11 protein-coding genes are annotated in these 13,419 nt (G+C 43.9%); 8 read left to right on the plus strand and 3 right to left on the minus strand.

Annotated elements, in window-relative coordinates:
- Positions 1-404: 404 nt before the first annotated feature.
- Together ACXACN_RS02270 and ACXACN_RS02275 are read right to left on the minus strand one after the other, a co-directional pair.
- Positions 405-2,183 carry a sulfatase family protein gene (locus tag ACXACN_RS02270; RefSeq protein WP_474961984.1) on the minus strand — a complete coding sequence of 593 codons (1,779 nt, stop codon included), beginning with the start codon at positions 2,181-2,183 and terminating at the stop codon, positions 405-407.
- 149 nt (positions 2,184-2,332) lie between these two features.
- Complete coding sequence (locus ACXACN_RS02275; protein ID WP_474961985.1) at positions 2,333-3,436, minus strand: GGDEF domain-containing protein; 1,104 nt, start codon at positions 3,434-3,436, stop codon at positions 2,333-2,335.
- Positions 3,437-3,789: 353 nt separating this feature from the next.
- On the opposite strand from ACXACN_RS02275, the gene ACXACN_RS02280 reads away from it, so the two are divergent.
- The 3 genes from ACXACN_RS02280 (at position 3,790) to ACXACN_RS02290 (ending at position 5,899) form a co-directional block, all read left to right on the plus strand.
- On the plus strand, positions 3,790-4,872 hold the full coding sequence (locus tag ACXACN_RS02280; RefSeq protein WP_474961986.1) for a mechanosensitive ion channel family protein: 1,083 nt from the start codon (positions 3,790-3,792) through the stop codon (positions 4,870-4,872).
- A gap of 212 nt (positions 4,873-5,084) precedes the next feature.
- Positions 5,085-5,285, plus strand: coding sequence for a hypothetical protein (locus tag ACXACN_RS02285; protein ID WP_474961988.1), 201 nt, complete (start codon positions 5,085-5,087; stop codon positions 5,283-5,285).
- Between the two features lie 134 nt (positions 5,286-5,419).
- Positions 5,420-5,899, plus strand: coding sequence for a DUF4367 domain-containing protein (locus tag ACXACN_RS02290; protein ID WP_474961989.1), 480 nt, complete (start codon positions 5,420-5,422; stop codon positions 5,897-5,899).
- Between the two features lie 306 nt (positions 5,900-6,205).
- Here ACXACN_RS02290 and ACXACN_RS02295 read toward each other — a convergent pair whose 3' ends face one another.
- Entirely contained in the window at positions 6,206-6,799 is a 594-nt protein-coding gene (locus tag ACXACN_RS02295; protein ID WP_474961990.1) for a TetR/AcrR family transcriptional regulator, read from the minus strand.
- Between the two features lie 168 nt (positions 6,800-6,967).
- Between ACXACN_RS02295 and ACXACN_RS02300 the strand changes: the two genes are divergently transcribed.
- The 5 genes from ACXACN_RS02300 to ACXACN_RS02320 all read left to right on the plus strand — a co-directional run bounded on the left by ACXACN_RS02300 (position 6,968) and on the right by ACXACN_RS02320 (position 13,370).
- Positions 6,968-7,963, plus strand: coding sequence for an NADPH:quinone oxidoreductase family protein (locus ACXACN_RS02300; protein ID WP_474961992.1), 996 nt, complete (start codon positions 6,968-6,970; stop codon positions 7,961-7,963).
- A 345-nt stretch (positions 7,964-8,308) separates the two neighbouring features.
- Positions 8,309-8,698, plus strand: a complete 390-nt coding sequence (locus tag ACXACN_RS02305) for a nuclear transport factor 2 family protein (protein WP_474961993.1) — start codon at positions 8,309-8,311, stop codon at positions 8,696-8,698.
- A 48-nt stretch (positions 8,699-8,746) separates the two neighbouring features.
- Complete coding sequence (locus ACXACN_RS02310) at positions 8,747-9,889, plus strand: winged helix-turn-helix domain-containing protein (RefSeq protein ID WP_474961994.1); 1,143 nt, start codon at positions 8,747-8,749, stop codon at positions 9,887-9,889.
- Positions 9,890-9,964: 75 nt separating this feature from the next.
- Complete coding sequence (locus ACXACN_RS02315) at positions 9,965-11,239, plus strand: MFS transporter (protein WP_474961996.1); 1,275 nt, start codon at positions 9,965-9,967, stop codon at positions 11,237-11,239.
- 199 nt (positions 11,240-11,438) lie between these two features.
- Entirely contained in the window at positions 11,439-13,370 is a 1,932-nt protein-coding gene (locus ACXACN_RS02320) for a fructose-1,6-bisphosphatase (RefSeq protein WP_474961998.1), read from the plus strand.
- Positions 13,371-13,419: the final 49 nt, after the last annotated feature.

Below are 13,419 nucleotides of genomic sequence, written 5' to 3' on the forward strand. Positions count from 1 at the left end.
AGAATGCAAAGACCAAATTACTCTAGAGAGATTTGGTCTTTTTTATGTGGTAGAGAGGGTGATACATTTTTCTTGGATCGTTAGGCTTCAACGTTTGATAGGATCGTCATCAGGAAGATGGGGGATGAATCATAGAGTCGTTTCTATTCATTCTTGAGTACGTGATGCAGGGACTTAGAGCAGGTGAAAAAGTGACCGGACTGCAAGATGACGGTAAGAACAAGAAAGGCAGATTCCGAAGATTAGTCGGTGGATTGCTGGAGGGATGCGTAGGTGTGGGGTGGTTATTTCCTCTACTTTTTTTTACATGTTTAGGAGTCTTGTATATAAGAGTGTTCTACATCAAAAATCTATAAAAAAAGGATGAACCTGGTCAAGATTCATCCTTTTTTTATAGATTTTCGCTAGTTTTCCTGGCCATTGCATGAAGGCATGCCCGGAACTTCACCACTCGAAGGTTCCAACCTCTTTTGGTTGCATTGTTGTTCCAAGGTGTTGAGCAATAACTGTTCGATGATTCTTGATTCCGGTGTCGCATAGGTAGGGGAGGCAAGGTTCTTTTCTTCCAGAGGGTCTGTCGTCAGATTATAAAGTTCGTACTGAGAAGGCACAGGTTCTGTCTTGGTTTTCGTTACACAGCAGGAACATTGGATCGACTCATCCACCTCCAGACTCTTTCCTTGTTTCTGTACCGTATCACTACAGCCGGGGTCACTCCAAAATTGGGGGTTATCGTAATAGCGGGCGAATTTCCATGTTTCTTCTTGATGATCTTTTCCTGTTTTTATTTTTGTAAAGACCGCTTCGATATGATTTGGCTGTACGACGGATTCGTAAGGGAGACCTGAAGCGGACGTCTGGTTCAATCCTTTGGTGATATCATCATCGGTCATAAAATAGAGCGGTTCGTTGGCTCTGAAAAAGTGTTTCCTTCCGTGAAGCAGAGGGGTCAGATTCCTTCCGACCAATGGGTGGGCCTCTGTATGTGTTTTTTTTAATCGTTTTTGTATATCACCTGCATCAATCCCGGCAAGCCCGAGCATGGTCGGCAGGAGATCGACATGGCTTGTTAGCATATCTGTCTGTTCAGGTTGGGAGAAAAGCGTCGGGCTATGGATGATGAGCGGAACGTGAATGGATTCTTCGTAGATGTTATACCATTTTTGGTGAAGTCCTCCGTGCGCACCAAGCAATTCGCCGTGATCGGAAGTGAAAAGGACGATCGTGTCTTCATAGAAGGTAGAAGTCTGAAGGGCTCTGAAAACTTTATGCATGTCTTCATCTGCCTGCTTTTGTAAGCTGTAGTAGAGCTGTCGGTAGAAGGGCTGGTCAATGATCGGCTGTAAAGCTTGCGGATACGTCACGCGGTAACTTTCTTGTGCATCTGGTTTCGTTGAGAGTGATTCTTGCTGCGTTGGTGCCGGTGGGATTGGAGGCAGTGTCGGATCGATGTTGAATTGATAAGCAGGTGATAGAGCAGTCAGAACGCCATACAAAGCGATATCATGAGGGTTGACGAAGGAACACATGATGAACCACGGCGAATCACAGGATTGTTTCTCCAAAGACTGGATTAGTTCGATGGTTTCAGAAGCATAGACCTCATCACGGCCACTCGTTCCTATAGCTGCTGAGGATCCTGAATTGCGTGGATCCGTTCCGTGAGGTTCAGGTCCGATCCATCCGGAAAATCCGAAGCGATCGAGGCGGTCCGCCTCCTGATAGATTTTCTCCTTTTCCTCACTTGGGACTCCAGTGTTCGGGTCATAGCTTGGAAAGGCGTCTTTTGTCCCTGGTACCAAAATGTCTTCATCAGAGGCATGCCACTTTCCTTTCCAATAGGTTTGGTAGCCTGCTTCACGAAAATAGTCTCCGATGGTCGGTACTGTATTCGCATCGAGCCAAAAAACATCCGGATCGAACGGTCCTTTTGCCACTCCTGTGGTCTGGGTCACCCCGTGAAGGGACGGGTACTGCCCGGTGTAGAGCGTTGCTCGACTGGGAGAACAAGCCGTACTGCCAGCATAATGACTCAAAAACTCCATGCCGTTCTTGCGTAATGCGTTCTGTGTTACTAAGTTCTTTTTTCGCCATTCTTTCATTTCCTTTGTTTCATAAACCGAAGGATATCTCTCTTGGTCGACCATTAAGACGAGTATGTTCGGCCGTTTCTTTTTTTCCATCAACCTCACCCTTTCACACCAGATCTCTGCCTCTCCTATATATATGTAACCGTGTGAATTTTATTTGATGTCGTTTCGGTGGCAATCCATTCCCTTAAACTGAAACATGAAAGCATGGAGTGTACATAAAAAAGCGCAACTAAGAGTAGTTACGCTTGTCGGCTCGCCCATTCGAGGCCGGGGGAGATGCAGACCTTATTCCTGCCGGTTTGTTTGGCATCATACAACGCGTGATCCGCTTCTTGGATCAATAGTTTCGGCTCACTGGTCGTTTCGTTGTAACAGGCGAGTCCGATGGAAACGGTAATTTGGATGATTTGACCTGTGGTTAAGAGGAAAGGGTGGGTTTCCACTTTTTCTCTGATTCTTTTACTGATTTCATGCGCTCGATCTGTAGGACAATCCAATAGAATGACCGTAAACTCTTCTCCACCATTTCGGCTGACAATATCAAACGATCGTACTGTATTTTTAAGGATGCGGCTGAGTTCGATCAACACCTGATCGCCTTCTTTATGGCCGTACGTGTCGTTCACTTTTTTAAAATGGTCAATATCGATGTACAAAAGGGACAGCTTTTCTTCTTTATGAACGGATTGAGCTGCGATTTCATTGAAAGCCTGGTCGAATTTACGAACATTGTTCAACCCGGTCAATCCATCGGTCGCTGCTTCTGATTTGTATTTGTTCAAGAGATTTTGACTTCTGCGGACGTATTCAACGACATAAAAAGAAACGAATCCGGCGGTGTAAGAGATGATCCAAAAAGCAGGGACCAGGATTGTAAGGGTCGCAGGGCTTTGTAATAGATAGACGATCAACAATGTGAAAATGACGTTGGATGCGGTTAACGTAAGAAAGATTTTTACGCGCTTCGTCATGTCCAGTCTAGTGATCACTAAAGTAAAGAGTGTGATGGCAACAATCAGTAATACGGCAAGGATGGATGAAACATTGAACCCGATAAAGAAACGTCCCATGATGACGAGGATCATGGATGTCACTGCAGGTATGGTTCCTCCGTAATAACCGACCAGGATGACCGGAATATGGCGTAAATCAACGATGGTGCTGCCAAATTGCATGCTGTACTGCATCAACACATTGCTCAGCACCCCTGCAAGAATTCCAGAGACGAATTTGTTTTTAAACGTAGAGGATCGGCTCAGAGGAGCGGCATTGGTGGATTGAGTATAAACGAATAACGATGCGATCAATAGGGCTAAGTTGGAAATCAGTTCTTTTAATATCATTGAAATCACCTGTGTATGGAAGAGATTTTCCTCGTACGTGAGAGCATTGAGCATCTAAGCTCCTGTTCTCGGTAGCTTTCTGATGTGCGAGGAAGAGTGCGATTAGTTGGGATAGCCTGTGTAGTATTATATACTTTTCTTGTAAAGGAAGAAAATAGAAAACCCTTCATTGGTTCATGAGGTAAAAAATGAAAAGAGGTTCATAGATGGGAATTCCTGATGGGGAGGGGAATGGGTACACGCGAATAGGGTCCATGCTTACCTGCATGGTAGGAGGGAGGAGTTTCCGGTCTTTTGTTTAATATACTATAGAAAGAAGAAAAGGATCATAGACTTGTATGGAGTGAGTTCTTATGTCGATTAATCTGCTGAATGAGTGGCCCTGGCAAGATACTTTTATAGTTTTGGGCTTTTTAGTGTTTCTTTTCCTGCTTCGATGGATCTCCAACGTATTGATCCATCGTGTTTTCAACGAAAAAGGAAACGTACAGAAAGCAGCCCTATCTTTGATCAATTGGGTTGTGTTCAATGGTTTGCTTTTATTCGTGATCTTCTATTTTTCTGATTCCGACTGGCTGTTGTATCCGCTCTTCTCCATCGGTCAAGTAGATATAACGCTGTTTCTCATCATTATTGCGATCTTGATCATCACCTTTGCCTACAGACTCTCAAAAATCCTGAACGAACATCTTTTGCCCTTTTTCTTTGAACGTCACCATTTGGATAAAGGCATCCAGTTCACCATGGAGCGTGTTGTTCACTATTTGATCATGGTGATCGCGGTTTTAGTGAGTCTGACAACGGTCGGCATCGATTTGAGTGCCCTGACTGTCTTTGCAGGTGTGTTAGGAGTGGGAATCGGGTTTGGTATGCAAAACATCGCCTCCAATTTTATATCGGGTTTAATTCTTTTATTTGAACGTCCGATTAAAGTCGGAGATCGAGTGCTCATTGATGATGTCATCGGGGATGTTCAAAAAATCAGCATGAGAGCGACGATCGTCCGCACGCTTGAGAATGAACACATCATCATTCCGAATTCTTATTTTCTAGAGGAAAAAGTGGTGAACCGTTCCTTTACAGATCCCAGACTGCGCTTAACAATCCCCATCGGGGTTGCTTATGGGAGCGATGTACAGCAGGTGAAGGATGTGCTTCTGCTTGTCGCTTCTTTATCTAAACAAGAGAATGCGATTGTTCTGGATTCACCCGCACCTTTTGTTAATTTCAAAGGGTTCGGTGATTCATCGTTGGACTTTGAACTATTTGTGTGGATTTCCGATCCAAAAGAAGTCATCCGCATGAAAAGTGAGCTTAACTTCTCGATCTATGAACAGTTAAATGAACATGGGATCGAAATTCCTTTTCCTCAACGGGATTTGCATATCAAATCCGCTCCCGCGTACTTTACGCAAGGAAAACATGAGGATTCTTGAGAAAAACGGAAAGCTGATTACATGAAGCCGGGGCTTAACAGTAGCGCCGGCTTTTCTTTGTATACATCTTTTCCTTTTTCATGTTAATCTTCCATCCGTTGCCACTCATTATAATAGAGAATGTAAGGTTTTTTGAAACGAAACCGATATGCAATCGTAGGAAAAAGTAGAAGCCTTTCTCAGTTCGGGACTACGAGAAGGAGGGAAGCAGAGTGACCAAAACTGGAACAAACAAAAAAGAAGGCTTAACCTTAATAGCTGCATTCGGGGGAGGTATGGCAGGTTTTGTCGTCCATACGTGTATCATTATGTTGTCAGCTCAAGATATGACTTATTTGTATGGATTTGCCATATTCATAGGAGTCATTACAGGTTTGTTGTGGGATATTGCAAGCAAATTAAATCAAAGGTAATGAAACGATTGGAAGACACTAGAGGAGGAAAAACGAGCGAGTCTTTAAGCTAAGTTAGGTGAATAAACCGACCTTACAAGTTTATGGTTTTATTTCATCCTACATCATACGATTCTGACAGAAAGGAAGAGAATATGAAGAAACTGTTCATGCTCCTGCTGACTTTATCCGTTGTGTTGATCGGGTGCAGCTCGGTCAATGAAATACAAGATTTTAACCAAGGTGAACGGAAGGATAAGATGGAGGAATTGTCTTTTCAGCCACAACTTCCAACACAGCTCCCTTTTAACGTAGTACAAAAGGACATCAGTATTCCTCCTAAAGTTCAGGGACCGGTTGAAAAGTTAACGTTTGACTTCTATGGAGAAGGAAAGGAACACATTAGTCTGCTTACTTTTGGCGAAGGTACAGTATCTTCGAGCTTAGAAGAAGAATATGAAGAAGTACAAATAGAGGAGAGAACTGGCAAATATTTTGAGAATGATTCAGGGAACAAAACGTTGAGATGGGAACAGGGAGGCATTCATTATATTATGAAGTCTTTTTCTGAACATGGAGAGACTAGTATTACCAAAGAAGACCTGATTAAGGTATCGGAATCTTTTGAATCATAAGAGAGTATAAATATTCTAATATTTAATGAATGGTGTACCGATTCCGAAGCAAGCCATGATAGTCATTGTATAATTAAAAAAGGGTAGACCACAGGGCAGAACTCGTGTGCGCACGATCTCTGCCCTGTTTTTACATCCCTTACTTCGAACGTAGCAGACGTTTGACGGCTTCTTTAGTCGTCGCAATGCCATCAGCTGCTTCAGCCATCTTTTCTCTTCTATAATGACTTCTCTTCCTGGATGGGATTCTTCCGGAAGTTCAGCCAAGGCGTTTACAAACGCGCATAGCGACCGGAACCGGTCGCATTAGCTCTTGTAATGAAGGATATGCAGGATGGAGTCATAACAGGCTTTCTTGTAATAGTCATGCAGATGATCGTCATCTCTCATCAGCCATTGAATCAAGCTTCCGTCGATCATACAGCGGATGCTGATGGCCGCCTGCTCCACGTCTTCGACTTCGAAGATTCCTTCTTCGAGGCCTTGGTGGATGATTTCTCTACCAATAGACCAGCAGTTTTCGTAAAACCTTTGGTTGATTTCCTTGTACGCATCGTTATTTTTCACTTGGGATAAAAAGTCCAGGTACACACGGTAGAAGCTCTTATTTTCTTCCGGACTGATGAAAACGCGGCCGATGTAGGCTTCCAGCTTTTGAATGGCTGTTTCCTGTTCACGGATGGATGCGGCTTCTTTTTCATAGATGCGCGTGGTGATCCACTCAAACAGTTGCGTGAACACATCGGATTTATTTTTAAAGTAGTAGTTCGTAACCCCTTTGCTTACATCAGCGTAATCCGCGATGTCCTGTAAGGTCACGGATTCATATCCTTTTTCAGTGGCTGCTTGGAAAGCAGCTTTTAATATCTGCTTGCGCCTTTGTTCTGCTTTTGTTGCCATAGTGTAAGATAACCTCCAATAGATACTCTGTTTCATTATACAAGATAAGAAGGAGAGATACGAATATTTTATACTGACTGGTCAAAATAAATTGACCGGCCAGTATAAAATGCTTTATGATAGACTCATAATCTTATAAGTGATGAATCAGGAAGGGGAAATGAACGGATGACAAAAGAATTCAACGCTCTCGTCGTGAACAAAACGGAAGAGGATTTTTCAGTGAATGTGGAATCGTTGACTTTAGATGATTTACCTGAAGGGGATGTGACGATTCAAGTGCACTACTCCAGCGTCAACTATAAAGATGGGTTGGCGAGCACTCCGAACGGAAAAATCGTTCAGTCTTATCCTTTCGTACCCGGCATCGATCTTGCCGGAACTGTCGTATCGTCTGAGGATGATCGCTATCAGAAAGGGGATGAAGTCGTCGTCACCAGCTATGAACTAGGTGTTTCCCACTACGGAGGATACAGTGAATACGCCCGCGTACCAGGTGATTGGATCGTACCCCTACCCGAGAATTTGACATTGAAAGAAGCGATGGCTTTTGGTACAGCAGGGTTTACAGCCGCGCTTTCTGTCCATCGGTTGGAAGAAAGCGGCGTAACCCCGGATGACGGAACCATTTTGGTGACAGGAGCTACTGGTGGAGTCGGCAGTATGGCCGTTTCAATGCTGGCGAAACGAGGCTTCCATGTGACGGCTAGTACAGGAAAAGAGTCGGAACATGATTATCTTCGTAAATTAGGTGCAGAAGAAATCATCTCCCGTGAAGAAGTGACACCGGAAAAAATCCGCCCGATGGGCAAGCAGAAGTGGGCAGGTGTGGTCGATCCTGTTGGAGGAAAAACACTAGCGTCTGTTCTAAGCAACACAAAATATGGCGGTTCCGTTGCTGTTAGTGGACTAACGGCGGGAATAGAAGTGCCGACAACTGTATTTCCTTTCATTCTACGAGGTGTGAATCTGCTGGGCATCGATTCCGTTTACTGTCCTAAAGATTTGAGAGAAACCCTATGGAACCGGATGGCGGATGATTTGAAACCGGACGGGATCGAGGAAATTGAAAAGGAAGTTTCTCTGCGTGAACTTCCTGAAACTTTATCCGATATTCTAAAAGGAAAAGTAAGAGGAAGAACCGTTGTGAACATCCTTTCATAAGGTTGAATAACAGTGCTTACCTATCCTGTTTAAATCAGACGATAGCCAAGAAGAAAGCGTAACCCCTAAGGGTTACGCTTTTTTTAACTGCACATCTATCGTATAAATCTTCCTGCAAGGTCATTCTAATGATAAGAGGTCCTCGGTCATGCAGGACCTGATCCGATCAACGACCGGGTGATCAACAAAAGGAGGTTCAAAAAAAGGTGCAACAATAGAAAACATGTTGAAAAATTTAAATCTTGCGTGTTTTCAGACCCTTTGAAATAATTGAAGTGGATAGAAGCAGGTTCATAAGTACTTAAAAGTTATTCAAATACTAAAAACATGGAAGGGTGTTTACAAATGAGTGCAAGTCAGCACAATACGACAAATAAAGAACGAGCGATATCTCTTTTACAACAAGTGGTGGATGGAAAGATCAAGGAAGCGTATCAAACGTATATCAGCTCAAACTTTATCCATCACAATCCTCACTTCAGCGGGGATGGGGATAGCCTAAGAGCTGCCATGGAGGAGGACGCTATAAAGAACCCTCATAAAACCTTTGAAGTTCATCATGCGCTTGAAGAAAAGGATACAGTTGTGGTTCATTCTCATATTAAACAGAATCCACAGGACGTTGGGGCAGCTGTTGTCCATATTTTCCGCTTTCAAGATCAGCGTGTGGTGGAAATGTGGGATATCGGCCAACCTATTCCAGAAGATTCTCCTAATGAGCGAGGGCCTTTTTAAACAGGTTTTTTTCGTTGAAGAGCAATGCACATTGTGAAGGTGGGTAAGATGGGAAAAGTAAAATGGATTGACCATGAGTTGAAAGTGAGATTTTCCACAGAAGAAGTGTCTTTGCTTCCAAAGGAATACCAGTTGTTGCAATTTTTATGGAACCGTCCATTTCAAGTGTTCTCAAGGGATAGCCTGCTTGATGCTGTCTGGTCTATGGAAAACCCTACGGACCGGACAGTAGACGACCATATTTACCGTCTTCGGAAAAAAATCCGGCCACTTTCCTCCATCATGAGCATTGCCACAGTGAGAGGCCAGGGATACATATTGAAAGTGGATGAGGAAGTGGACCAGAGCCCTCTCGTTCAAGATGAGGATGTCGCCACCAGTGCGAAAGTGCTTTTTCATAAATATCACCTCTACGGGCAGGGAAAAGCATTGAAGCTGCTGGAAGAAAACCAGGATGTGTTCGGGTTTGAACTCGACGCTGAAAGTCAGTGCTATCTTCATTTCATGAAAGGAGATTTTTGGTGGTTCCTTGAGGACGGTCTTCCGTTTTGGGAGCGCTGTTATTACCTGTTACATATCTATTCATATATTCAGCCGGACCGAGAAAAAAGTTTTCAATACTTCAAGAAGGCCCTAACATTTAAACACATGCCTGAATATCACAAGAAGGAAATAAGGCTGTTGAACCTTTTAAGCCTGTTGATCTTCACAAAGAGACTGGATGAAGCAGAGAATCATCTCATCCGATCGAAAAAAGAAGTGGAAGAACAAGGGTTGGAAAGCATGTATCCATTGATTTTAATGACGGAACTTTATGTGGTTTTTTTGAGGAACGACAAGCAGGAAATTGAAGAAAAAATGACTTCAGTGAGTCAAACGCTCGAAATGTATCCTTATTCCAGGGAACAGGCGACCTTTATGATTATGAAAGCGATCCAACGCTTTTTGGATGGTGAGGAGGCTGAAGCGGACCGTTCCTTTCAAGAAGGGATCAAACTCTTCAAAGAGGCTCAATATGTGCCCGGTCTAATGATCAGTTTGAACGTCATCCTCTTCTTTATTAGGGAATTCAGGAAGGAAAGTGAACGGCTTGAGGTCTACGAAAACATGTGGCATGATTTCGCCCGCGAATACCACTTCCATGAGCTGTCACTTCAAATTGGCCATAGGCTGGACTTCCATTTGAATTAAGAAATGCATCCTCTGATATTCCTCTGATATTTCTCCGTTATGCTTTCTTTGAAAGATAACGGGGAGGAATTTGTAATGAAACTTTGGAAAAACAGAAATTTTGTCCTGTTCTTTTCCGCTAACGGTTTATCCAATTTCGGCAATTGGCTGGACTTTGTTGCCGTGCTCATTTTATTTCGGTACACGTGGCAGGCGGATCCTATGATGATTGCTTTGATTCCTGTCATGTATGCGATCCCTAGTATCTTGCTCGGCCAATTCGCAGGGGTCTTTGCGGATCGCAACGATAAACTTAGCATTCTTATTCATTCAGATTGGCTTCGGGGTGCGTTGACGCTGGCTCTTGTTTTCACGCCTTTTCCATGGCTTGCGCTCCTCTTTATCTTCCTCAGGAATACTGTAGGAGCCATTAGCCTACCTGCACAACAAGGACTGGTGAGGCGGATTGTTGATGAAGAAAACATCATGCGTGCCGTGACAATCAACGGGAGTTTGTTTCAACTGGTCAAAGTCGTCGGGCCTCTCATCGGCGGTTCTTTGACCGCAGCTTCTTCGCCATCGATTTCCATTGGCTTAAATAGTGCTTCTTTCTTTATTTCTGGAGCGATTCTTTTATTCATTCGTCCTGAAAGAGAAGAGGGTAAAGCAGGTCAAGGTACGACCTTAGGAGACGCTCCCGGGTTTTGGACTTCATGGAAAGAAGGCTGGACCTTTGTGCTGAGGAGTCGCATTCTTACGGCAAGTCTTTTATTCGGAATCGTGACGACTTTGACGATTCAGATGATTGATGCTCAGTTTGTCACCCTGTTCAGTGAGGTGTTTCCTGAGAGAGCAGAACTTACCGGTTGGGTTATTTCAGCGATCGGGATTGGTTCTCTTCTCATTGTCCTCGCCTTGAGCCGGTGGAAGGGCATACAGAAATACGGGTGGTTTTTTGGTACAGGAAGCCTATTCATCGGTGTCATGACCGGTGGATTTGGCTTTCTGCATTCATCCACATTTCTGTTCGTAGTCATCGGACTTGCTTTCCTTGGTGGAATAGGAAATGGGCTGTCCTTTGCGGCTGTGCAATACCTCATTCAGACCGAGCCTCCAAAGGAAGCGATCGGAAGGGTGTCTGGCATCGTCGATTCCACGTTAAGCTTATTGTTCATCATTGGACCGATTTTAGGAGGCGTGCTCATTCATCAGGTTGGTGTCTCTACAGCTTTCAGAATGATAGGGTTCATCTTAGTGGCTGTTGGAACCATCGGCCTTGTTTTTCAGAAGCTCATTTGGAAACGGCACACCCCGGCTGTTCAGCAAAATCGTTCAAGAGAAAAGCCTGTAGAAATGAAATCGAATGCATGAGTTGCATTGAATTTTAAAAAAGGGATTTTCCATTAAATAAGGGAAATCCTTCTTTTTTATCGAAGAGTGTTGTCTTAAAAAGAAACCTCTGAAATAATGATAAGGAATAAGCACGCCTGCACTTGGGACGATGAGTCATAGAGGTTTGAACGTTTCTGAAATTGATCTTACGGGGAATTTTGAAAGGGGATACATAACCTTGAATACGAAGTACTTAGACTTACTTGCTCAAAAATACGACAGTGAAGAAAAAGTCGTCACGGAAATTATCAATCTGAAGGCCATCCTCAACCTGCCAAAAGGAACCGAGCATTTCGTCAGTGACCTTCACGGAGAGTACCAAGCGTTTCAACATGTCTTGAGAAATGGGTCAGGAAGAGTCAAAGAGAAAATTAAGGACCTTTTTGAAGACGTGCTGTCTGAACAGGAATTGAATGAATTCGCGACACTCGTGTATTACCCGGAGGAAAAAATCCAGCTGATCAAGAGTGGGTTCGATCATAAAGAAGAGCTTGAGAAGTGGTACACGCATACGATCGACCGGATGCTGAAACTCATTTCTTATGCATCCTCCAAATATACGCGATCCAAATTGCGTAAAGCACTGCCTTCACAGTTCGTCTATGTCATTGAAGAACTGCTCTACAAAACGGATGATATTACGAATAAAGAATCGTATTATGAGAAAATCGTCCAGCAGATCATTTCACTTGGTCAGGCGGATAAGTTGATCAGCGGACTGGCCTACGCCACTCAGAAATTGGTCGTCGATCATCTGCACGTCGTCGGAGATATTTATGACCGTGGCCCTGAGCCTGACAAAATTATGGAAACACTTATCCATTATCCATCGGTCGATATCCAGTGGGGCAATCATGACGTGCTTTGGATCGGGGCGTTTGCCGGATCGAAAGTTTGTCTTGCCAACATCATCCGCATCTGTGCCCGCTACAACAATTTGGAAATCATCGAAGATGCGTATGGCATCAACTTGAGGCCGTTACTTAACCTTGCCGAAAAGTATTATGACGATCACCCGGCGTTCCGGCCTAAGATCCATGCGGGTCAACCACCCTCGGAGCATGAAATCCTGCAAATCACGAAGATGCATCAGGCCATCGCAATGATTCAGTTCAAGCTGGAGAGTTCAATTATTAAGAGGCGTCCGTATTTCGAGATGTCTGAGCGGTTATTGCTTGAAAACGTGGATTATGAACGTGAGGAAATCACCATTCATGGGAAAACGCATCCTCTTGAAGATCCGTGCTTTTCAACGATCGATCCAAAAGACCCGAATCGTCTTCTTGAGGAAGAAAAGCAGGTGATCGAAAAGCTGTTGTTTTCCATCCAGCATTCGGAAAAGCTTGCGAGACATATGAAGTTCCTCATGAAAAAGGGCAGCTTGTACTTAAAGTACAACGGCAACTTATTGATCCATGGGTGTATCCCTGTCGATCAAGAAGGCCATATGGAAAAAATGACGATTGAAAACAAGACGTATGCGGGCCGGGAACTGCTCGATATTTTCGAACATTATTTACGCCATTCGTTTGCGCACCCGGGAGAGACGGATGATCTGGCAACCGATATGGTTTGGTACTTATGGACGGGGCAATATTCATCCTTATTCGGTAAAAGAGAAATGACGACGTTTGAGCGCTATTTCATCCGTGATAAAGCGACACACAAAGAGAGAAAAAACCCTTACTATTATTTGCGAGAGGATGAAGAGGTCTGTCGTAAAATCCTTGCTGAATTCGACCTCAACCCAGACCAGGGTCACATCATCAACGGTCATACGCCTGTAAAAGAGATCGAGGGGGAAAACCCGATCAAAGCGGGCGGCAAGATGGTCGTCATTGATGGAGGCTTTTCGAAAGCTTATCAAAAGACGACAGGAATTGCCGGCTACACCTTATTGTACAATTCATTCGGCATGCAGCTCGTCGCTCACAAACAGTTCAACTCCAAAGAGGAAGTACTGCGGGATGGAACGGATGTTTTGTCTGTGAAGCGGTTGGTAGATAAAGAGCTGGAGCGGAAGAAGGTACTGGAGACGAACGTAGGAGAAGAATTGCTGCAGGAGATTTATATTTTGAACAGTTTGATGGAATATAAGTATATGAAATAAGAAAAGGACGATGGTTTCTATTAAACCATCGTCCTTTTTTTAGGTTCAC

This window comes from Halobacillus sp. AWM4_238 (genome assembly GCF_056158265.1).